The organism is Terrabacter sp. 05T424 (assembly GCF_056396225.1).
In genome coordinates, this window is sequence record NZ_JBFTLB010000004.1 from 67,842 (window position 1) to 88,609 (window position 20,768).

A 20,768-nucleotide genomic window follows, 5' to 3' on the forward strand; every position below is an offset into this window, starting at 1 on the left:
AGGGCGGCCCCGATCGACAACGGAAAGACGGGGACCGTGGAACTGCAGGACTACCTCAACGTGATCAGGAAGCGATGGATGATCATCGCCGCCGTCACGCTCGTGACCCTCGGTCTCGCGGCGGCTTATACAACTCTGACCCCCCGCACGTATGCCGCCAACACGCAGTTCTTCGTCGCGACCTCAAGCACGGACAACGCACAGGCGCTCCAGCAGGGCAACATGTTCTCTCAGGCGCGAGTCAAGTCGTACTCTCAGCTCTTGGCCTCGCCCAAGGTGCTGAATCCCATCATCAAAGATCTGAACCTGGGCACGGACGCAAGGACGCTGGCCGAGCAGATCAAGACGACCATCCCTCTGGACACGGTCATCATCGATGTGACCGTGACGGCGAAGTCACCTGCCACCGCGCAAAGCGTCGCATCTGCCATTGGATCGACTTTTCCAGGGGTCGTCTCTGATTTGGAGCGTGTCAACGCGTCGCAAGACAGCCCCGTGAAGATCACCGTCTTCAAAGACGCGGAGGCTGATCTCAGCCCGGTGAGCCCCCGTCCCACGCGAAATCTCGCACTGGGCCTAGCGCTAGGTCTGCTGTTGGGTTTCGGCTTGGCTCTGCTGCGCGACCTGCTTGACAAGTCGGTGAAGTCCCAGCGTGACCTCGAGACGGTCACCGACCGCACCATCCTCGGTGGCATCGCCTTCGACGCGGAGGCGTCAACTCACCCGCTCATCGTGCAGGTCGACCCTCGCTCGCAGCGCGCTGAGGCCTTCCGGTCGCTGCGCACCAATCTGCAGTTCATCGACGTGGCCAACCCGCCCAAGTCGATCGTCGTCACCTCGTCACTTCCCGGTGAGGGCAAGTCGACTACTACCGCGAACTTGGCGCTGAGCCTGGCCGACACCGGGCTCAAGGTCGTCGTCATCGAGGGCGACCTCCGCCGCCCGCGCCTGCTCGACTACCTCGGTTTCGAGGGCTCCGTCGGCCTCACCGACGTGCTCGTCGGGCGTGTCGACGTCGAGGACGTGCTCCAGCCGTTTGGCCGCACAGGCCTGCGCCTGCTCGGCGCTGGCCCCATCCCGCCGAACCCGAGCGAGCTGCTCGGCTCAGCCAACATGGAGCAGCTGGTCGCCGATCTGGCCGAACGTTACGACTACGTGCTCATCGACGCTCCCCCGCTCCTACCCGTCACAGACGCCGCTGTGCTCAGCACCATCGTCGACGGCGCGCTCGTCGTCGTCGGGGCTGGCGTGGCCCAGCGTGAGCACGTGCGTCGTGCCCTCGAGTCGCTCGAGGCCGTCAACGGCTCGGTGCTCGGGCTCATCCTCAACCGAGTCAAGGTCAAGGACCTCGGCAGCGGCTACGGCACCTACGAGTACGACTACCGCCCCGAGAGCGAGCGCCAGCGCGCCAAGGACAAGAGTCCGCGCCGCCTGCGTCGGCCAGTTGCTGCCGACGACGAGGCGGCGCTCGTCGTGCCGCGCCCGAAGGGCCCTGCTGCTCGCTCGAACGCCGCACCGGAAGGCGGTCATCCGACCGCCCCGATCGCACGGCTCGGCGAGTTCGGGCCCGGCCCGAAAGCCCGCCCCGCGGCCTCGGACGAGCGCCCGAACGGCCCCGTGCCCAACGACCCGGCCGACATCGCCACCTATCGCTGAGCCCCGGCCAGACAGTTCAACCAAAACGTGGAGGACGCCTGCACCGCAGGCGTCCTCTTCGTGTCGCGGGGTCGTGCCGGCTCCGTTGTCGTCAGCGGCTGTGGCTGGCCCTCGCCGACCCTGCCACGGCCCCGAGGGCGAGCACGATCGTCCCGAGGAAGTCCTCGATGCGATCGAAGGCCTCCGCGTGGGTGCGTGCGGACCGGCCGTAGGGGTCCACGACGTCGATGAGATCGAGGTCGCGTGGGGCCACGGTTCCGCGCGCCGCTGCTGCCTCGGCCGCCACCTGGGGCAGCCAGGGCTGAGCAGGGTTGATGGGGCGCCAGGTGCCCGATGTACGGCACAGGTCGGCGAAGTCGCCGAGGGCGAAGGCTCTGCGCATCACGGCAGGGTTCAGACGCGAGACCTGGCCGCGGTGGGTACGCGTCATGGTCAGCACGAGTTCGGCTGAGCCGAGGATCTCCGGCGTGACGCTCCGGGCCGCGAAGCCGGTCACGTCGGCGCCCTGCTGGCGCAGCGAATCTCGTGTCTCGGTCTCGAAGTCCGAGCCGACAAGGGCTCCCGTGCCGGCGCTGACGATCTCCACGCCGGCGGCCGGAAGCAGCTGCCTCAACCTGCGTTCGGCGTAGGGCGACCGGCAGATGTTGCCGGTGCAGACGAACAAAATTCCCCGGTTGCGAGAGGCGTCCCCGAGCATTCACTTCCCCCTGATCAGCGGTCTTGCGACGTACCGGTTGATCGTAGGTGCCCGACTTGCGAAGTTCTTTCAAATCCACGATTTGAGCAAGAAGTTCTTAAAGCAAACGTAAAGTTCGCCATCCGTGCCGCGCCCGCGAGTGTTCTATCCACAGGAGCGCAGTCACGTCACGGCGACGAGCTCGACCGTCGCCCCATACCCCGGTACTCCCACCCCGAATCAGTCCACCGCTGCGGGTCCAGCACGTTGCGACCGTCGATGACGCGCGGCGAGGCCACGAGCGACTTCGCGTGGGCCGGGTCGATCGCGACGTACTCCTTCCACGCCGTGAGCAGCATGACGAGGTCTGCGCCGTCGAGGGCCTCGTCCGCAGTGTCGACGATCTGCAAGTCAGGGCGCAGCGCGCGGACGGCTTCCGCACCTGCCGGGTCGGTGGCCACAACGTTGGCCCCGCGTCCCCAGAGGCGGCCTGCGATGTCGAGTGCCGGCGAGTCTCGCACGTCGTCGCTGTCCGGCTTGAAAGTGAGCCCGAGCACCGCCACCTTGACGCCGACCAGGCGCCCCCCGGCCATGGTGCTGGCCAGCTCGACGGCGTGGTCGCGGCGCCGCATGTTGATCGAGTCGACCTCGCGCAGGAATGTCAGTGACTGGTCGACCCCCAGCTCGCCCGCGCGAGCCATGAAGGCGCGGATGTCCTTGGGCAGGCACCCACCGCCGAACCCGATGCCTGCCTGCAGGAACTTCGGCCCGATGCGGTCGTCGTGACCGATGGCCTCGGCCAGGCGTGACACGTCGGCGCCGGTGGCGTCGCACAGCTCGGCCATGGAGTTGATGAACGAGATCTTGGTTGCCAGGAACGAGTTCGCGGCAACCTTGACGAGCTCGGCCGTGGGGTAGTTGACGAGCAGCCGCGGGATGCCGGCGTCGAGGATCGGCGCGTAGACCTCGTCGAGCGCGGTGCGTGCGGTGTCGGCCGCCGCAGGGTCCTCCGGAAGGCCGTAGACCACCCGGTCCGGCGTGAGGGTGTCCTGGACGGCCAAGCCTTCGCGCAGGAACTCGGGGTTCCAGACAACGACGGCGTCGAGGCCGGCCTCCGCGATCCGCTCGGCGATGGCCTGCGCCGTGCCGACCGGCACTGTCGACTTGCCGACGATGATGAGCGGCCCGTCGGGTTGGGGTCGGGCGTGCGCGAGGATGTCATCGACCGCGCTCCAGACATAGCGGAGGTCGGCGGCATAGCTGCCGCCACGCTGGGGCGTGCCGACGGCGATGAAGTGTACTCGTGCTCGGGCCAGCTCGGATTTGTCGGTGGTGAAGGTGAGGTCGCCGCCGTCGACACCCTTGCGCAGCAGTGGCTCGAGCCCGGGCTCGTGGAACGACGGGATGCCTGCAGCGAGCTTGCGCACCTTCTCGGGGTCGACGTCGATGCCGATCACCTCATGACCGAAGTCAGCCATGCAGGCGGCGTGCACCGCTCCCAGATACCCACACCCGATGACTGACATCTTCACGCCGGGCAGCATATCGAGAGCCAGAGCAGTCGTCGTCGGCGAGACAACCCATAGTTCGTTACCCTCGGCCCATGCGCGTTCTTGTCACCGGCGGAGCCGGCTTCATCGGTTCGAACTTCATCCTGCGCACGCGCGAGACGCGGCCCGAATGGAGCCTGACTGCGCTCGACTCGATGACGTACGCCGCCAACCGGAACTCCCTCGGGCCCGTGCTCGGCGATCTGGGCGGCGACGGCTCCGTGCGGCTGGTTGAGGGCTCGGTCGCCGATGCGGGCCTCGTCGACCGGCTCGTGGCCGACCACGACGTCGTCGTCCACTTCGCCGCMGAGTCGCACAACGACAACAGCCTCGACAGCCCCTGGCCCTTCGTCGAGAGCAACGTCGTCGGCACGTTCACGCTGCTCGAGGCGGTCCGCCGCCACGAGAAGAGGCTGCACCACATCTCTACAGACGAGGTCTACGGGGACCTCGAGCTGGACGACCCTGAGCGCTTCACCGAGGCGACCCCGGTCAACCCTTCGAGCCCCTACTCCGCCACGAAGGCGGGCGCCGACCTGCTCGTGCGGGCGTGGATCCGGTCGTTCGGCATCCAGGCCACCGTGAGCAACTGCTCGAACAACTACGGCCCGCGCCAGCACGTCGAGAAGTTCATCCCCCGTCAGATCACCAACATCCTCCAGGACATCCGGCCCAAGCTCTACGGATCTGGACTCAACGTGCGCGACTGGATCCACGTCGATGACCACAACGACGCCGTGGTCGCCATCCTCGAGCAGGGCCGCCTCGGAGAGACCTACCTCATCGGCGCCGACGGTGAGCGCAACAACCTCGACGTCGTGAGCCTGCTGCTCGAGACCATGGGCAAGCCAGCCGACTGGTTCGACCACGTCGATGACCGCCCCGGCCATGACCTCCGTTACGCCATCGACTCCTCGAAGCTGCGCGACGAGACCGACTGGCGGCCTCGATATGGCGACCTGCGAGCCGGGCTTGCGGCCACCGTGGACTGGTATCGCGAGAACGAGGACTGGTGGTCGTCCGCGAAGGTCGAGGCCGAGCGCACCTACGCACGCCTGGGCCGATGACCGACGCCGGCGCCGGGCGTGCACTCGTGACCGGGGCCGGCGGCATGCTCGCCTACGACCTCGTGCCCGCGCTACGGGCAGCTGGCTGGGTCGTGACTGCCCTGGGCCGGCCGGACCTCGACATCACCGACCCGGCGCAGTGCGTCGCCGCGGTCGAGGGACACGACCTCGTCGTCAACACGGCCGCTTACACGGCAGTTGACGCCGCGGAGTCGGATGAAACGACTGCCTTCTCGGTCAACGCTGTGGGAGCCGCGAACGTGGCGCGAGCCTGCTCTTGGGCCCGGGCGCGACTCATGCACATCTCGACCGACTACGTTTTTGACGGCACAGCTACCGACCCGTATGCCGTCGACCAGCCTGTCGTGCCACGCTCGGCTTACGGCCGCACGAAGGCCTCCGGTGAGTGGGCCGTCCGCGCGTTGTGTCGCGAGTCGTGGGTGCTGCGCACGGCGTGGCTCTATGGTGCGGGCGGTCCAAACTTCGTCTCCACGATCCTCAAGCTCGCCGCTGACCGCGAGAGCCTGGCGGTCGTGGCCGATCAGTTTGGCCAGCCGACCTGGACCGCTGATCTCGCCGCACTGCTAACGCGGCTGATCGCCGCGGGTGCCCCTCCTGGTACCTACCATGGCACCTCATCGGGTAGTACGAGCTGGCACGAGCTCGCCCAAGCCGTGTTGCAGGAAAGAGGACTGGACCCGGGGCGCGTGCAGAAAACCACGACCTCCGAATATCGCAGACCGGCAGCCCGGCCCGCTTGGAGCGTCCTGGCACACGAACCTCTGGCGACGGTCGGCGTTGCGCCCATTGGCGACTGGCGCGATGGTCTCCACAGATATTTGGCGCAGACGAAGGTCTAAGGCTCCAGAGCGCCCTCGAGTCATCCAATACAGCCCGATTCGCCGGCAAAGCCAAAGCGGCTCATCACAGACGAGGGTGTAGTTGGGGTCTGAATCCGCCGGTCTCGAGCAGTGATCGGGCGATGTAGTTGGTGAGGTTGCGGAAGCCGAGGGCGGAGCCGCGGAGGTGCTCTAGGCGGCCATTGATCGCTTCCGTGGGCCGTTCGAGGTGGCGGGCCGGTCGAAGTAGGCGCGCTCGTCCCCCGGCGCGTTGCTTCAGGGTCCGTCCGAGCCGGCACAGCTCGGTCAACGCCGCCGGGACGCCGCGCTGACCGACGCGATCACGCCCTGCATCAAGTCGCGACCGCGGCAGCGGTCGCGTTCGCGGTAGGCGGCGATCATCCGCTTGTAAATGCCCCAGGTCGCCTCGACCTCGGCGTGCTCGGGGGCCGTGAACAGCGTCTTGAGCCGGTCGACCTGCCGGTCGGTGAGCAGCCCGTCACCGGTGTGCAGGGTCCGCCTCGCGGCGTAGTGCGGGTCCCCGGCGCGGCCGCGGTGTCCGTGGAGGTCTTGCTGGAACCAGCGGCGACACCGGTCCAGTGCGTCGCCGGCCAACCGGATGACATGAAACGGATCTATGACGGTGACGGCGTCGGGCAGCTCCTCGGTGGTGGCGGCCTTGAACCCGGTGAACCCGTCCATCGCGACCACTTCCACGGCGTCGCGCCACGCCTGGGGACGGCCGTTCAGCCACGTCTTGAACGCCGCCCTGGAACGGCCTTCGAGCATGTCCAGCAGCCGAGCAGGACCGGTTGCCCGACGGATTGGGGTGAGGTCGATGATACGGTGACTCACTTGTCGCCGCGTCTGGTGTGCCGCCACACGTCCTCATCGACCCCGACGGTGGTGATGCCGTCGAACCGGGCCGGGTCGGCGATGAGGACCCGCGGCCCTTCCGCGAGGACCGCGTCGTTCGCGGTGTTCCAGGCCACCCGAGCGCCTCGGGGACGCGGGCGACGGTCAGGAGCTGGCACGCGATCGCCTCGAGCGCCGACCGCAGTCCCCGACGTGACAGCTGCGCCGCGCGGGTAGTGTCCTGACGCCACACGTGCCCACACCCGGTGCACCGAACCGGCGGACCGTGACGAGCAGCGTCATTGGTCGCCACCCGAACGGTTCGTGCGCCAGCGCCCGGGTGGTCGTGTCCCGCGATGCGCCTTCGCAGCCGCAACGGCGACACCACTGGTCAGGCTCGACGACGCGGCACGCCAGCGCGGCCCGGTCGGGCTCGAGGCGTTGGCCGGTCACTTCGAGACCGAGCTTGCCGAGGTGGGTGAACGTCGTCAGGTCGGACAGGAAAAGGTAGTCGTCAGGCACGTCGAGGTCTTCCCGATGGGCAGCGTTAGAACTCCCATCATCGGAAGACCTCGACGCCTACCCATTGACCGACGCGCCGCCGGCTCCTACACCGTCATCTGTATAAGCCGCTAACACTCCGACGCCGATTGCCGTTGTGTCTGTCCCAGCCTACGCACGACCCATGGCTCAGCAGGACGTCCATCACCATGGAGGTAGAACTGCGGGCAAGAATCGTCGCGACTCGGTCAACTCCTGGTCTCGACATGAGCGCCAATAAACGCGTCCACATCAGTGGAGGCAAGGCGCATCGCCTCGCGCTTTACGAGCTTCTCAGGCCAATCCCACCAGGCGATTCTCAGCAAACTATCGCACTGATCATCGGTGAACCGGCGGCGCACTTCTCGCGCTGGATTCCCAGCTACAACAGCAAAGGGCCTGACATCGCGTGTAACAACGCTCCCCGCAGCAACTACTGCACCATGACCAATTGTGACTCCGCTGACAACGACAGCTCGCGCTCCGATCCATACGTCCGAGCCGACCGAAATATCTCCCCTGCTCCAGGGCTGCCCATCCGACCCGGCAGACTCAAGCCCGAAACTGATGGCCAACGGGAACGTCGTGACGGTATCCATCCTGTGATTTCCGCCTAGAACGAACAGGGCTGTGCGAGCGATAGAGGAATAGTTGCCGATAATCAGGCGTGTAGCGTCATGGGCGAAGATTAGGATTTCGGGTTCCCCGTACGAGCGACTCCCCAGAACTACGCGACCTTGAGAGACCATCTCGTTCAGATCAGAAGCCCCCGAGAATCGGTTGAGCCGCCACAAGGCATGATGGAGTCGGTTCCGCCAGCGCATCAGAGGTTCCTCCACAACGGTTCCGGCCTCAGGGCCAATCCACCCTCTAAGGGTCTGTTTGAGAACTCCGCTGAGAGCCAATAAGAAGACGACATTCCCACCGCGACCATCGCGGCTAGCATCACCGTGTTGTGATTGTCCACAAAGAAGCCCTCGACCAGCATCCCACCAAAGAACGAGAGCAGCGGAATCCATGGCCCATGGGGCTCCCTGCTGCATAGTCGCAACAGCATCCTGATAATGCCGCCGCACAGTGCAATGAAGGCCAAAACGCCGACGACTCCCGCGTACAGAAAATATGCCAGATACACATTGTCGACTACAAAGTAGTCGCTCGACAGGAACGAATGATAGGCCGAATTTCCTGTGCCCAAGAGGGTGTCAATCACCCCCGCAGAATTAAACTTGTCGAACAGCTCGTCCCAGTGACCCTGTCGCGCCGTGAACGATGCCGTGTCACTCACAGAGGAATCAAGAGGAACGGCTCCAGATAAGGCCACGGCTGCGAGGAGGCACAATAAAGCCAATACAATCAAAATTTTCAACGAGCCAACTCGCCGAGCGAGAGTTCCGCTCACAGCTACGCAAATCACTTGGATGACAGATAGGACTATCCAAAGAATATATCCCGATCGGCTGAAGGTATTGAACAATACAAACAAAACCACGAGATACCCGGCGATCTTCACGAGGAGGCGCCGCTCACCGGTGAAGATCCAGAACTGGAGGAACCCGGCAAGGATTGCTAATAGCTCAGCAAATCGAGGAGGCGATGCGAAGAAGGAACTTGAACGCACCTGTCCATTTACGAAATGGTCCCAAACGATTCCGTACTGCTCCCTGTACCCCTCAGGAACAAGCAGATCCTGAGCGAGCACCTGGGCTAGCCCAAATGCCACGGCGGAGGCGGCGATCAACTTGAATGTCAACCCCGGCCGCACGATGATCGGCAGGAGAAGCGACAGGGCCAAGAATGCGCCAATGCCATTCATAAATTGGAATGAGTTGTATACCTCAGAAGATGGCTGCCCACGCACCAGAGAGAGAGCGGCCTCGCCAAACATGGCAACGCAGAAGAGGGAGATTGCAAGCCGCGGAACGCCTGGTAGGGGGGAACGATGATGTGACAGGGCCGCCACCAGGGCGATCCCGATTAAGGCGAACCGCCCCGCCAACTGCACTGGAACCTGACTGACGCCTGTGAACTCTTGGACTATGACGATGGCCCCACCGGCGAGGATCATCATGATGAACCAGGTGGCCGACACGCTCTTGGGCCAGTTCATGCTCGACATCCTACCCAGCCACCGAGGCCAAGCGGCCGCGGCCAGTGGGGAAGGAGAAGAAACCGAATTCACGTAACACAAAGATCGTGGCCACCAAATGCCCTGCAACAACGGCCACCGACATTGCCACTGCCGCGCCTGTCGCGCCGAAGGTAGGTATGAGAATGGGCAGAAGCACCGCCAAGCAGGCTAGCGCGCTCACGGAGCAGAATTGCGCCATTCGGTAGCGGGCCGACATCACAAGAACCATACCGGAGTGCCCAATCCACGCAGCCACTAACTGGCCAACCAGAAGTATGCGAAGCAGGTTGGCACTTGACTCGTAACCCGGCCCGAAGAGGTGGATCACGTCAGGCGCTCTCCAGAACATCAGGATAAGCGCGGGCGCGGTCAAAAGGCCGATCGTGAGGCCAGCCTGTTTCGTAACGCGCCGAAGCGAGAGCAAATCATTAGCTGCGGTGGCGCGCGCCATCTGAGGGCCGACGACGCTGTGGATCGCCGAGTGGACAATACTTACCGTGATGGATATTCGAATCGCAACGCTGTAGCCGGCGGCATCCTGGGCCGGAACCAGGAACCCCAGCGCAGTCGCACCCAGCCATTGCATCACAGTCGGCGCAAGGGTCACGGTGACCAATGGGAGTGACGCCATGAAGATTTTTCTCCTGCCATCGAACGCCCCGGGCTGGAGAAATCTTCCTCCGAACCGTCTACTGAATTCCCAACGCCACGCCATCAGGGCCAGGAACATAGAAAGCCAGGCCGAGGCACATACAAAGGCGGCCACGACTGTTGCGTTCGGTCTCAGGCCCGAACCTGTCACTGCTACTCCCGCGATGACCAGGACGGGGATTAGAACATTCTGGAAAAGCAACGCCAAATTTGGCCGGAACGCCCCCTTCAGCATTTCGGCCAGCAAAGTAAGCGCAGAAAAGGCCGGGATCGCCATCGCGCTATACACCAGCGCCCACACAGCATCATCGCCGTAACTAGCCCCTGCGATCAAAGGAAGAAGTGCGAGGAGAGCCGCACACAGAGCGCCAGAAACGAGACACACAAGCGACAACCTGGCTAAGATGGCATTTGCGAAGCCGCGGCCGTCTGCACCCTCGATACGTGTCGCTATTTCTCGAAGGCCCGACAGGTCGCAGCCGACACGTCCCACGGCCGAAGCAATCATAAGGATCGAGTACGCAAAAAAGAAGATGCCCGCTTGGTACGCTCCCAATTGGCGGGCGATGATGACACTCATGGCCAGCTGCAAGCCCGCCCCAGACAAACGGACGAAACCTGCCCCGAAGAGTTTAGTCGACATCAGGAACTCTACGTTGTCCCGTGCTGACCAAGCCTGCCACGACATAGCTGGCGGTTTCGTTCAGTATGGCTCGACCCCCAATTTCTGAAGCGGCGAGCCGCCAGATCGTTCTACCGAACTTGGGCCCCGAGGATAGCCTGCCCCAGCCGGAGCGGTCGTACAAACGTGCCACTGGTGCGAGCTCCGGAATAACCGAGGCCTGAGCCATCACGGACAGCCTTCGGGCTCTGTCGCGGTTCACCAACAAACGATTCTTGGTCTTGGTCCGAGACGCCCTCCCAAAACCTTTCGGCGCCGCAGCCCCTACCGCATTGGAAGCATGCTGTCGGTAGTCGCCTAGTTGCGCGTCTACGTAAGTAATGCCCCGCCCAACGCAGGCGCATGCCGCGATCCAAGCCTCGTGGAAGGCCAAGTCCGAAGGTACGGGAACCGCTGCGGCCGCAACCTCCACGCGGCCTACCATGGTGTGCCCTATAGCTGGGTTGCGTAGGGCAAACGGAAGCGCATTATGGCCCGTGACCGGTCGAATGCCATTACTCTTAAGATAGTCCGCTTCAACAAGTTTGCCGCTCCCATCGCAAATACGTACGTTGCTGTAGGCCAAATCAGCGCCAGCGTTTTGCAGTTGTCGTAGAGAACGGCCCAGCTTATCAGGAGCCCAGATGTCATCCTGATCGGACAGAGCAAAAAACGGGGTGCGCACCGCGCCCAAGAGCACGGTTAGAGCGCTCATGAGCCCGCAATTGTCGGCCCGACGACGGACATAGACGCGTTGGTCGCGGGCAGCATATGTCTGCAGAATCTCCCAGGACTCGTCGGTCGACCCGTCGTCCAAGGCATAGAGGAGAAGGCTCGAGTGGTCCTGCGACAGGATACTGTCTATCTGCTCTTTGAGATACCTCGCTCCGTTGAAAACCGGCAAGAGTACCGTGACTTCCCCGTCCGTTTCGCGCATAGCGCTGGGGAAGCGGGAATTCAAGGCTGCGCTCTCAGTTCTGCTCATAGACCCCGCCTCGAACTGACCGTCTCCAGAGAATCTTCACGACGTCTGCGAAGAAGATTGGATTGAGCATGTGAGCTGCCTGCGTGAATGAAGACCGCAAAGAGGTCCGATCGCGGTTCTTCGAGACAAAGGCCTGCCAGTAAATCCGGTTCGGGAACTCGAAGGGATACTTGCCGTTTGGATCAAAGCCCTTCACCCAGAGCTCATCGTGTCCAAGTGCCGCCATGATGTAGTCAACACGCTCATCTCGGATGCCGAAGACTCCCATGTCAATGTCTCGGACGAGGGAGAGGTTCGCACAGATGGCATACTCCATCTTTTGATCTTTGCAGACCTCAACGAATTGTCCGGTCGACTCGGCCCTCTCCATTTGATCGAGATACGACTTGACCAAATAGTAGCTCTCATGTGAGAACGAGCGTTCTGGAAAGACGTTGTGGAACAGGATCGAGGCGAGTTCAGCCTCCGGCGCCAGCACCGGAACGGGGTACCCGTCGACGTCAGTGCTTCTTACATAGCGTCGCAACCGGGTCGTGTCAAAGTACACGAAGTAGTCAGTGGAGGGGATCACATAGCAATCGACGTAGTAGATGCCTCCACGCTTGGTCGTGTCTGCAAACCCTTCACCCGCAGTTTCGATGAGCGTGGTCTGCCGCGGCGCGGTCTCTAGCAACTTGAAGTCGCCAGTTGCCAAGAGATGATCGCAAAGCTGCTTGTGCTGCCCGGGATCCAACGGGAACCAGTCCGTGTCGTTCGGTGTGGATGCGAACGGCTTGATGGACTTGAAGAGGACCCACTCGCCCCGAGCCACCTCATCCAGGCGCTGAGCCAGCTTCTTCACTACACGGTCGGTCTCCGTGCGACGGTGCAGAAGAGTACGATGCAGTTCCAGCGCCTCGGCACCCAACTGGACGCCCTTCTTTACACACTCATCAAGGAACAGCAGGCCTACTCGGCTCTTGAACGCGTAGTCCGTCATGTCCTCGACATCCTGCTGCGACAGGGTCAGCACGCCCGAGCCGATGGGCATGCCGATTACGTCGAACAAGATTCGCGACTTATCTCTCGCTGAAAGCATGAGTCCTACTCCTTGACCATCATTCTTGCTGCATCGGGGACTGCATCAGCATCAGACAAGTGCTGATACACCGCAGCTATTTGGGCATCGATCAACATGGGATCCACCAAGTCGAGTGCGTGATTGCGGGCTCGGGCGCCAAACTCATCCAGCCGCTCCTTTGGTTCAGCCAAAAGGCTTTCGATGGCGGCAGCTAGGCCGGTCACGTCACCCGGGATGTACATGAGGCCCGTCACATCATCGATGATCATTTCCGGGACTCCCCCTACACCTGTGGCGACAGTGGGCGTTGCAGCCAACAGACTTTCCACCACTACGCCTGGGAAGGGGTCTGGTTCTGTTGCGCAATGAACCGAGACGTCCGCGTTGACGAGGATTCGCGGCACGTCACCACGCTCGCCAAGAAACAGCACACCGAGGGACTCAGCGCGCTCTTTGACCTGCTCGAAGTAGGCGTGCTTTCCAGGAACGCTCCCGCCCACTATGACAAAGGTGTTCGAGTGCCGCAGCGATGCCGGTAGGAGTGCGACCGCCTCCAGGAACGCCATCTGACCCTTCCACGGCTCGACTCGGCCAATGGCCACAACGCATCGACCGCGAGTCTCGAAGGGCAGCCGCTGCGCCGCCAGCACCGTGATATTGCTGTCTGCCATCAATTCGGGCCTCGCTAAGTCGTGGATGACCAGGTGCCTGGGCGCCGGATCAGCGCCAAAGTAGTGGGTGCGCACGGCCTTGGAAACAGAAATAGACCTGCTGCTCACGACGGCGACGAGCCCCGCGAGCAACCCTGCGCTACGCCCGTTCTTGAACATCCGGATGTGGTAAACCACGTCAATTCCCATTGCGCGAGCGCAGATGGCGGGAATGAAGTCGTAGAGGTCGTTGACGTGCACGACCTGAGGCCGTTCGCGCCGGAAAAGACGAAGGAAGTACAGGCTGGTCGGGAGGGCACTCGCCCCTGTTCTCAACACACCTGATAGGCCATCGCTCACATTCGGTCGGCAGAAGGGATGCATGATCACCGGCGTGCCTTGGTCTCGGTGCAGTTGAGCTGCGGTCGTCTCGTGTCGCAAACTTACCGAAACACGTACGGCTCGGATCTGGGGCTCTTGGGGACTGGCGGCGTGCGAGGCCATCGTGACCAGCACCCGATCCGCGCCACCGACATCGTCGTTGTTGGAGTGAACGTAATGGACATAAGGACGGGCGATTTCACGATCCACGAGCTCGCAAATGGCGTCTGCGTTCTGGGCAACAGGTTCGGTTCCGTCCACGATGGTGAAGCCAAACGCTGAAGCAATTGCATCGTAGTAGCGTAGGCGCATATCCAGATACGAACGATCCGGAATATCATCTTTCCTGGCTAGGGAAATCTCCGGCGTGACGCGCACGAATACTCTGACGGCGGGAAGGGGCACGTGCCCCAACTTGGACCCAGCAAATCTGACCACTTCGTCAGGAGACCAGCCCAAAGTCAAGCCGATGTTGATGGCGACGTCGAACATGTACCTATCGGCAATGATCAATGCGTCGCTTCGTGACCGGAACAGCTTCCACCCTAGTTGCATTCTGTAGTCAGCCCAAGCAAGCCGCACGTACGCTTTCGCAATCCCAGGGTGCCTATTGACAAAACTGTTCTTCTGCCTGACTTCTTGCGAGTAGCCAAAGCTTTCCGGCGTGGCGGCAGCGTCCGTAGCGGTGACGGCTCTTCGCGGCTTGCCCCAGCGGCCCCGAGCCACTCTCCGCAGAGGGGACATGAGGATGCTCTCGGCCCCCAACCACACGTGAGACGCCCGCCAGCCCCTTGTGGCAAGCCTTGCGACCACCAAGCCGCTCAGTGTTGTCTTGCCACTTCCGTCCGTGCCGATGATGCTGATGATCCGAGACTTCATGGGACCGCAATCACCTCCGACACCCTTTGCGCCAAGGCGTCGATGTGCAACTGACTCGGCAGACCTGCGGGCCGAATCGACAGCGCATCGGGATCCGTCAGCACCTGCGCCAGCAGATCAACGAAGCCGTCCGTCGGAGCCACGTGAACGCCAGGGAGCTCGGCGAGAGCGGCCGAGATCGAGCCAAAGTCTGTCGTCACCACCGGTACACAACAGGCCACGGCCTCGAGAATGCTGAGTGGCAGGTCAATCGCTCCACCATCGGTCGGACGGGTCGGGAACACGTACACGTCGGCGGACTCGTAGAGCCGTCGCAAGTCGCTCACAGCCCCTGTCAAAACGTGCACCCCCGCGTTCGCTAATAGATCAAGAACCTCGGGGTCGCTGGGAAAGTTGGGGCTGCTCTGGACGAAGACCTCGGCCCGTTCACCGAGTCGAACTTTTGCCTCCGCGAGCTGGTGTAGTCCACGGTTCGGGCGCAGGTGACCGACGTGGAGTGCGATCTTCTTACCCTGCGCACGAGCCGCAGCGATAAGGTCTCCGCCACCACCGGCTGAGGAGCCGTCAAGGCGTTCTGGATCGATGCCGATGTACTGCTGAATCGTCTCGGCCCCGCTGGCGGCATCCAGAACTTCTTTCCGAGGGACATTGCAGATGACGGAGTGGGCTGTTCTCCTCCCCCTGAGCCAGCGCGGCAACGCGACGAGGTCGGGCCGGGTAGCGATCCACGTGATCTTCGACTTCGTCAAGTGGCGCAGAAGAAGCGAAGCCGAGACAACACCCTTGCCTGGGCCGTGGGTGAAGATGACGTGGTCAGCGGGGCGAGCGAGCGCTCGAGGTAGCCATGACGCGAGTCGCGACGGCTCGGCCACTTTGACCACGTGACTGGTGGCCAGCCTTGCCACGAGTGCCGTGGTGACAACTTGCGCGCCTTCCGTAGGCGCGTCACGAAGCTCTCCGACCACTAGTACGTTTTTCTTCATCAATGGAATATCCCCAGCTTGTCTCGAACTACGCGTCTCTTCATCAGGAGAAGAACCCTCTGTGCGGTGGCGGGTGGGGGCGGGCACTCGACACGACGGACGGCCCTGCCCAAGCTCTCACCGGGGCTGAGCCTCGTCCAGTGCGAGGCGCCCTCATACACCAGGCAATATCTGTGTTTGCTCAAGACAATGCGCACTTCGTAGACACTTAATGGCCCTAGTGGCTTATCGTCGAACCATAACCAGATCCCGCCTTCCGGTTGCGGGCCCTCTGTGTCGATGTGATTCCTGCTCAAGTGAGCGGGCAGCTGTCCCTCGATGCGTTGGAGAGCGGCCTTCGACGACTGTATGTGGACTTCGTCCGCTGACTTCATCAGGGGAAGGTCATCGGCGCTGTCTGACACAATCACCAACCTCGCGCCTGATCGGTCCAGTCGTTTCGAGACCAGCCATTTTTCCAACGCACGCTGCTTATTTTCACCCATCAACTCGCAGAACTGTCCGCCGACCGGCAAGAGGGTGCCCAGACAATCCGATATGCCCAGGCGCTCGGCGAGAACCGATGCATAAACTTCCGGTGCAGCGGTGGCGAGGACTATTGGGTCGGAAGTCAACTGCCATTCGCGAACCAACTTAACCACGGGCGCAGACATGACAGGCATGACCATCTCCACGGTAGCGTCGATGATCACCTGTCGGCGAGATTCCGGAAGGTTTCCAAAAGTCCCTAGGATTCGGCGCTTCATCTCCACTCTGCCGGACCTGCCGACCGCGCGCGAGAAGGATGCGCGCAGGATTGAGAGTCGTAAAGCCCCCCCGCCCCATTTCCACCCGGAGCGGAGGAAAGCGTGAAACGAGTTGTCGAGGACCAAAGTTCCATCTAGATCTACGACAAGAATCCGCGGTGGAACACTCACGGCTTGGCGCCCGCATAGTCGGTGGACCATGGAAATCTGAGGAGAACGTTCCTGTAAATCGCGAAGTCCGGTCTTATGAGGCTTCGCTCCGAGTGCCGCGTCGCTACGAGAGCCGCAGTCGTGATTGAGACGTCGCCCCCGAGTTCGGCAGTCAGGACTCTCAGAACACACTGCATCGTGTGCCCGCTGTCCACCGCGTCGTCGATCACTACCACTTTCCGCAAGCGTCGCGACCGGATGTCCTCGGCGATCTCCCTAAGCTGCGTCGTGAGCTCCGGTGAGGGCACCGGAGCCGACGGACGCCTCCGTTCACCAAGCAGATCCTCGAGCCTCCTCAGCGTGTTGAGCGCAACAAGGGGCAGCCGACGCAACGCGCGGCCCCGTCGTTCCCCTTGTTTCCTCGCCGTGCCAGGTCTTTGTTGGTTGCACTGATAACGGATGACTGAGGTATCAAACGGGATCTCATCAGCTACCCACACGCCGCCTCGAGCGATGGCGACCGCGGCATCCGGCGCGAAGCCGGCCGCAGCCATCTCGTGCTGCAGGCGTTCTCCAAGTTCGCGTAGGCGGGAGGGAGTGATGGTTAGGACGGGCTTGTAGTGCAACAAACTATCTCAATCACGTGTCGACCGGGCTTAAGCGCCCGAGAAGCAGCGACTCGCCGAGCTTCTCTCGGCGCGTCATGGTCCTCAGTCAGGTTCTCTCAATAGGCACCTTTGCCTTGGAGCACCGTGAAGACAGTTCGCCAGATAAGAACCATGTCAAGCGAAAGTGACCAATTCTCGACGTAGTAGAGGTCCATGCGCACGGCCTCATCCCACTCAACGTCATTGCGTCCACTGACCTGCCAAAGGCCGGTCATCCCCGGCTTGGTCTTGAGGCGGCGTGCGTGCATGGCTGTGTATGTGCTGACCTCTTGCGGGCGCTGGGGGCGCGGCCCAACCAAACTCATGGTGCCTTGAAGCACATTGAGCAACTGCGGCAACTCGTCCAGGGACCAGTTGCGTAGGAACTGTCCAATGGAGGTGACCCGCATGTCATTCTTGATCTTGACCAGAGGCGGCAAGAAGCCGTTCTCTTCGGCCATCCGAACCAGGTGAGCGTCCGCGCCGTCAGCCATAGAGCGGAACTTCCAGATCTCGAACTCCTGCCCATTCAGGCCCACGCGGGTTTGGCGGAAGAACACCGGGCCTGGGCTGGTGACCTTGACTGCGAGTGCGATGACTGCGAAGAGCGGAGCCAGAGCTACGAGCGCACAGGAGGCCATCACCTTGTCGAAGACGTCCTTAACGGTTCGCATTGCGCCGGCATAGCGGGGACCCTCCACATACAGCAGAGGCAGCCCCTCGATGGGTCTCGTATGGACCCGAGGCCCAGCAATGCCGCTCAGCGACGGCGCCAAGATCAGGTCAGCGCCAACTGACTCCAGCGCCCACATAAGCTGGCTTAGGTGAGCGGGGGACAGATGGGCGGACGCTGAAACCACAACTGCGTCGATGTCGAGTTGGCGGGCGAGGCGAACAACATCCTCGGCGAGAGTGTCTTTGTCCTGCACTGAAACCTGACCCACGACACTGAGACCCGCTCTGGGTGACCCGCCAATGTGGGCAGCCACGCCGCCAATGTCATCGACCGCCTCAATGGTGAGCACCCTTGACGTCGAGGCTCCCCTGGCGCGCATGGCCAGAAGGCGCTTGCGCCAGAACCAGCGGCTCGACAGCAGCGCCATGGCTCCAAGGGGGAGGGCGATCACGACGTAATTTCGGCTTACGGCATACTGCAGAAAGTAGGCGGTGAACCCCAGTCCGCCAAGCATCCACACGAGGGCGGAAAAGATTCGCCGATACTCCTCGGCGCCGGACCCCAAAACTCTCTTGTCCCTCGACCCGTTCAGGCCGAGCACGACTGTCCATGCCACGGCAATGATGCCGCTGAGCAGCCAGTACGACGGAGCAACCATGGAGGTGGCGGGCCGTGCAGCCACGTCCATGCCTACGTCCGGCAGGCTAACGACTTGGGCGACAGCGGCCGCGGTGAAGGCGGTGACGAGGTCCGAGACCGTGAGCTTGATCCGCTCCTCGGTGGCCCATCGATGACGTGTTGTGGGCAACACGAGGGTCGAGTGATCGATGGTGCGGCTGCTCAACTGCGTCATTCCCCTGGCTCCCTGTTGCGTGGCCCCGTCTCTTGGACCGCAGACCAAAACCACCCTGTCTTGCGCTGCAGCACGCCTCTGAACTGTGGCATTAGGGGGGTAGTGAGGCAAGTCTCCCATAGATTCTGTTACGCCCGTGTTGCGTGTCTGCCGACATGCCGAAGTCTGGTCCACCGCGGCCTGCGCCGTCTTGGGAATGGGGTTCATTCGGGCAAATCGGACGGACATGTTCCTGGAACCGTTCGGCCACCGACCACAACCACGTTCGGACCTCTATTTGTACTGACCGGGCACATTGGTCAACGGGGTGAAGGGTGGCTGCTTCCCTCAGGCTGAGTGGGGCGGTGGTGATTGTAGGCGTGGAGCCAGGCCGGTAGGGCTCTCGGCGTTCCCTTCGCTGGCATAGTGCCGGGCGTAGGCCCACCCGTCGGCCAGGGTGCGGTGGAAGCGTTCGATCTTGCCGTTGGTCTGGGGCCGGATGGTCCCGCCGCGCTGGTTGAACCAGGCGACCGCGCGGGTCAGGACGGCGACTGCGCGCGGGTCAGGACGGCGACTGCGGTGGCGGCGGTCTCGTCGTCGTGGACCTCGGCGTAGCCGACGCGGGAGTGGTCATCGACGACGGTGTGGACGAAGGCGTGCCCCATCTTGGGTTGGTAGGGGGCGTTCTTGGTCTTGTCCGGGGTCGCGACGCGGTTCCTGTCTCCTTGCTGGCGCCCGACGTAGCGCCAGCCGCCGCCGTCGGGGATGTTGCCGAGCTTTTTGACGTCCACGTGGATCATCGAGCCCGGGTGGGGGTGTTCGTAGCGGCGGACCGGCTCGCCGGTGGCCCGGTCGACGTGGGCCAGCCGGTTGAGCCGGCAGCGCACCAGGATCCGGTGCGCGGTCGAGGGCGCGATCTGACACCGCGCGGCCAGCTGGACCGGCCCCTCCCGTAGCCGCACCGCAGGCTGACCAGCCGCTTGGTCACCGCCGGCCGGGTCTTTGCCGGCATCGTGTGGGGGCGTGAGGAGTGGTCCGGCATGGTGCGGTCGCCGGCGCGGTACCGCTCGACCCAGCGCTTCACGGTGGGCCAGGAGCACTGGAACCGGGCCGCGACCTCGGCCGCGTCCCCGCCGCGACCAACCAAGAAGAGAACCGACATGCAGGGGGTCAGTTTTCACCTGCCGTCAGGGGTCACATTTCGAGTGCCGTTGACAGCACGCCCTCGATATGTCGATGACATGTCGCCTCCCCGCGAGAGAGGCATGGTTCTACTACGCTGCGAGCACCGGGAGACCTCCCGATGGAACTACGTCGACATCCTGGTGAGGAGCCCGATGTACACCCCCAAGATGAGCTCACGACTCGCAGTCGAGGCCCTCGGGACCTTCTGGCTGGTCTTCATAGGCTGCGGCTCCGCGATCTTCAACGCCAAGTTCGCGGTGCAGGCCCTCGACGGCCAGCCGGTGCAGCTGGGCATCGGCCACCTCGGCGTCGCCGTCGCATTCGGACTCGCTGTGACGACCATGGCCTACGCCGTGGGTCACGTCTCTGGGGCCCACTTCAACCCCGCCGTGACCATAGGCATCGCCATCGCCAAGCGCTTCGAGTGGCGCGAGGTGCCGGCCTACGTCGGAGCCCAACTCGTCGGCGGCCTTCTCGCCGGCGGCGCGCTCGCGGGACTCGTCTCCTCGAAAGGACTTCCCACCACCGGAAACCTCGCCGCCAACGGCTACGGCGCGCACTCCCCCGGCGGCTTCGGCCTCGGTGGCGTGCTCGTCGTCGAGGCGCTCGTCACCGCGTTCTTCGTCTACATCATCCTTGGTGCGACGAAGGACGACGCCCCCAAGGGCTTCGCCCCTCTCGCGATCGGCTTCGGTCTGCTGTTGGCGCACCTCGTCGCCATCCCCATTAGCAACGCGTCGATCAACCCCGCCCGCTCCACCGCGGTGGCCTTCTTCAACGGCAACGGGGCGGTCGGGCAGCTGTGGGTCTTTTGGGTCGCGCCAGTCGTAGGTGGCCTGATCGCCGGCACGACGTATGCCTGGATCACCGGCGAGCAGCGGGAGCACCTCGACATCAGCGGTTCAACCGACACCGTTTCGAACGCGGCAGTCGACGAGCAGGGGCGCCCGATCCTCGACGACTGAGCT

At 63.0% G+C, this 20,768-nt stretch carries 19 protein-coding genes and 1 pseudogene; 4 read left to right on the top strand and 16 right to left on the bottom strand.

The genetic code is table 11. The features are described 5' to 3' along the window. Positions 1 to 36: 36 nt before the first annotated feature. Positions 37 to 1,656 (top strand): tyrosine-protein kinase domain-containing protein, encoded by a 1,620-nt coding sequence (locus AC1DE0_RS10920; protein ID WP_478100274.1) that lies wholly within the window; start codon positions 37 to 39, stop codon positions 1,654 to 1,656. Between the two features lie 91 nt (positions 1,657 to 1,747). Here AC1DE0_RS10920 and AC1DE0_RS10925 read toward each other — a convergent pair whose 3' ends face one another. Next, a complete protein-coding gene (locus AC1DE0_RS10925; protein ID WP_478100276.1) occupies positions 1,748 to 2,353 on the bottom strand; it encodes an arsenate reductase/protein-tyrosine-phosphatase family protein in 606 nt (201 codons plus the stop codon). Positions 2,354 to 2,520: 167 nt separating this feature from the next. Further along, complete coding sequence (locus tag AC1DE0_RS10930; protein ID WP_478100279.1) at positions 2,521 to 3,864, bottom strand: UDP-glucose dehydrogenase family protein; 1,344 nt, start codon at positions 3,862 to 3,864, stop codon at positions 2,521 to 2,523. 71 nt (positions 3,865 to 3,935) lie between these two features. On the opposite strand from AC1DE0_RS10930, the gene rfbB reads away from it, so the two are divergent. Together rfbB and rfbD are read left to right on the top strand one after the other, a co-directional pair. After that, positions 3,936 to 4,949, top strand: a complete 1,014-nt coding sequence (gene rfbB, locus AC1DE0_RS10935) for a dTDP-glucose 4,6-dehydratase (protein WP_478100281.1) — start codon at positions 3,936 to 3,938, stop codon at positions 4,947 to 4,949. Further along, positions 4,946 to 5,809, top strand: a complete 864-nt coding sequence (gene rfbD, locus AC1DE0_RS10940; protein WP_478100283.1) for a dTDP-4-dehydrorhamnose reductase — start codon at positions 4,946 to 4,948, stop codon at positions 5,807 to 5,809. The genes rfbB and rfbD overlap by 4 nt, the downstream gene beginning before the upstream one ends. Positions 5,810 to 5,873: 64 nt before the next feature. Here rfbD and AC1DE0_RS10945 read toward each other — a convergent pair whose 3' ends face one another. From AC1DE0_RS10945 to AC1DE0_RS11010, 14 genes and pseudogenes are all read right to left on the bottom strand, one after another. Then, positions 5,874 to 6,098 carry a transposase gene (locus AC1DE0_RS10945; RefSeq protein ID WP_478100285.1) on the bottom strand — a complete coding sequence of 75 codons (225 nt, stop codon included), beginning with the start codon at positions 6,096 to 6,098 and terminating at the stop codon, positions 5,874 to 5,876. Further along, positions 6,095 to 6,577 (bottom strand): ISL3 family transposase, encoded by a 483-nt coding sequence (locus AC1DE0_RS10950; RefSeq protein ID WP_478100287.1) that lies wholly within the window; start codon positions 6,575 to 6,577, stop codon positions 6,095 to 6,097. The genes AC1DE0_RS10945 and AC1DE0_RS10950 overlap by 4 nt, the downstream gene beginning before the upstream one ends. 62 nt (positions 6,578 to 6,639) lie before the next feature. Next, complete coding sequence (locus AC1DE0_RS10955; protein WP_478100289.1) at positions 6,640 to 6,780, bottom strand: hypothetical protein; 141 nt, start codon at positions 6,778 to 6,780, stop codon at positions 6,640 to 6,642. Between the two features lie 612 nt (positions 6,781 to 7,392). Next, positions 7,393 to 8,007, bottom strand: a complete 615-nt coding sequence (locus tag AC1DE0_RS10960; RefSeq protein ID WP_478100291.1) for a CatB-related O-acetyltransferase — start codon at positions 8,005 to 8,007, stop codon at positions 7,393 to 7,395. After that, positions 8,007 to 9,293 (bottom strand): O-antigen ligase family protein, encoded by a 1,287-nt coding sequence (locus tag AC1DE0_RS10965; protein WP_478100294.1) that lies wholly within the window; start codon positions 9,291 to 9,293, stop codon positions 8,007 to 8,009. Before AC1DE0_RS10965 ends, AC1DE0_RS10960 begins: the two co-directional genes overlap by 1 nt. Positions 9,294 to 9,303: 10 nt before the next feature. Further along, positions 9,304 to 10,653: an oligosaccharide flippase family protein gene (locus tag AC1DE0_RS10970; protein WP_478100298.1), complete on the bottom strand. Its 1,350-nt coding sequence runs from the start codon at positions 10,651 to 10,653 to the stop codon at positions 9,304 to 9,306. Next, on the bottom strand, positions 10,598 to 11,611 hold the full coding sequence (locus AC1DE0_RS10975) for a glycosyltransferase (RefSeq protein ID WP_478100300.1): 1,014 nt from the start codon (positions 11,609 to 11,611) through the stop codon (positions 10,598 to 10,600). Before AC1DE0_RS10975 ends, AC1DE0_RS10970 begins: the two co-directional genes overlap by 56 nt. Then, positions 11,598 to 12,689, bottom strand: a complete 1,092-nt coding sequence (locus tag AC1DE0_RS10980) for a hypothetical protein (RefSeq protein WP_478100302.1) — start codon at positions 12,687 to 12,689, stop codon at positions 11,598 to 11,600. The genes AC1DE0_RS10975 and AC1DE0_RS10980 overlap by 14 nt, the downstream gene beginning before the upstream one ends. Positions 12,690 to 12,694: 5 nt before the next feature. Then, complete coding sequence (locus tag AC1DE0_RS10985; RefSeq protein ID WP_478100304.1) at positions 12,695 to 14,194, bottom strand: glycosyltransferase; 1,500 nt, start codon at positions 14,192 to 14,194, stop codon at positions 12,695 to 12,697. Between the two features lie 383 nt (positions 14,195 to 14,577). After that, a complete protein-coding gene (locus tag AC1DE0_RS10990; RefSeq protein ID WP_478100306.1) occupies positions 14,578 to 15,564 on the bottom strand; it encodes a glycosyltransferase family 4 protein in 987 nt (328 codons plus the stop codon). Next, on the bottom strand, positions 15,564 to 16,511 hold the full coding sequence (locus tag AC1DE0_RS10995) for an HAD family hydrolase (RefSeq protein WP_478100308.1): 948 nt from the start codon (positions 16,509 to 16,511) through the stop codon (positions 15,564 to 15,566). The genes AC1DE0_RS10990 and AC1DE0_RS10995 overlap by 1 nt, the downstream gene beginning before the upstream one ends. Then, on the bottom strand, positions 16,478 to 17,086 hold the full coding sequence (locus tag AC1DE0_RS11000) for a phosphoribosyltransferase family protein (RefSeq protein WP_478100310.1): 609 nt from the start codon (positions 17,084 to 17,086) through the stop codon (positions 16,478 to 16,480). The genes AC1DE0_RS10995 and AC1DE0_RS11000 overlap by 34 nt, the downstream gene beginning before the upstream one ends. A gap of 98 nt (positions 17,087 to 17,184) precedes the next feature. Further along, complete coding sequence (locus tag AC1DE0_RS11005; protein ID WP_478100312.1) at positions 17,185 to 18,636, bottom strand: sugar transferase; 1,452 nt, start codon at positions 18,634 to 18,636, stop codon at positions 17,185 to 17,187. Positions 18,637 to 18,909: 273 nt separating this feature from the next. After that, positions 18,910 to 19,777: pseudogene (locus tag AC1DE0_RS11010) on the bottom strand (integrase core domain-containing protein). 175 nt (positions 19,778 to 19,952) lie between these two features. Between AC1DE0_RS11010 and aqpZ the strand changes: the two are divergent. Then, a complete protein-coding gene (gene aqpZ / locus AC1DE0_RS11015) occupies positions 19,953 to 20,765 on the top strand; it encodes an aquaporin Z (RefSeq protein WP_478100315.1) in 813 nt (270 codons plus the stop codon). Positions 20,766 to 20,768: the final 3 nt, after the last annotated feature.

Coding starts and splice junctions, on each gene's coding strand:
- AC1DE0_RS10975 (WP_478100300.1), bottom strand. CDS start 11,611: ATGAGCAGAACTGAGAGCGCAGCCTTGAATTCCCGCTTCCCCAGCGCT.
- AC1DE0_RS10995 (WP_478100308.1), bottom strand. CDS start 16,511: ATGGTCCACCGACTATGCGGGCGCCAAGCCGTGAGTGTTCCACCGCGG.
- AC1DE0_RS10960 (WP_478100291.1), bottom strand. CDS start 8,007: ATGCGCTGGCGGAACCGACTCCATCATGCCTTGTGGCGGCTCAACCGA.
- rfbD (WP_478100283.1), top strand. CDS start 4,946: ATGACCGACGCCGGCGCCGGGCGTGCACTCGTGACCGGGGCCGGCGGC.
- AC1DE0_RS10925 (WP_478100276.1), bottom strand. CDS start 2,353: ATGCTCGGGGACGCCTCTCGCAACCGGGGAATTTTGTTCGTCTGCACC.
- AC1DE0_RS10990 (WP_478100306.1), bottom strand. CDS start 15,564: ATGAAGAAAAACGTACTAGTGGTCGGAGAGCTTCGTGACGCGCCTACG.
- aqpZ (WP_478100315.1), top strand. CDS start 19,953: ATGTACACCCCCAAGATGAGCTCACGACTCGCAGTCGAGGCCCTCGGG.
- AC1DE0_RS10985 (WP_478100304.1), bottom strand. CDS start 14,194: ATGTTCGACGTCGCCATCAACATCGGCTTGACTTTGGGCTGGTCTCCT.
- AC1DE0_RS10950 (WP_478100287.1), bottom strand. CDS start 6,577: ATGCTCGAAGGCCGTTCCAGGGCGGCGTTCAAGACGTGGCTGAACGGC.
- AC1DE0_RS10970 (WP_478100298.1), bottom strand. CDS start 10,653: ATGTCGTGGCAGGCTTGGTCAGCACGGGACAACGTAGAGTTCCTGATG.
- AC1DE0_RS10980 (WP_478100302.1), bottom strand. CDS start 12,689: ATGCTTTCAGCGAGAGATAAGTCGCGAATCTTGTTCGACGTAATCGGC.
- AC1DE0_RS10965 (WP_478100294.1), bottom strand. CDS start 9,293: ATGAACTGGCCCAAGAGCGTGTCGGCCACCTGGTTCATCATGATGATC.
- AC1DE0_RS11005 (WP_478100312.1), bottom strand. CDS start 18,636: ATGACGCAGTTGAGCAGCCGCACCATCGATCACTCGACCCTCGTGTTG.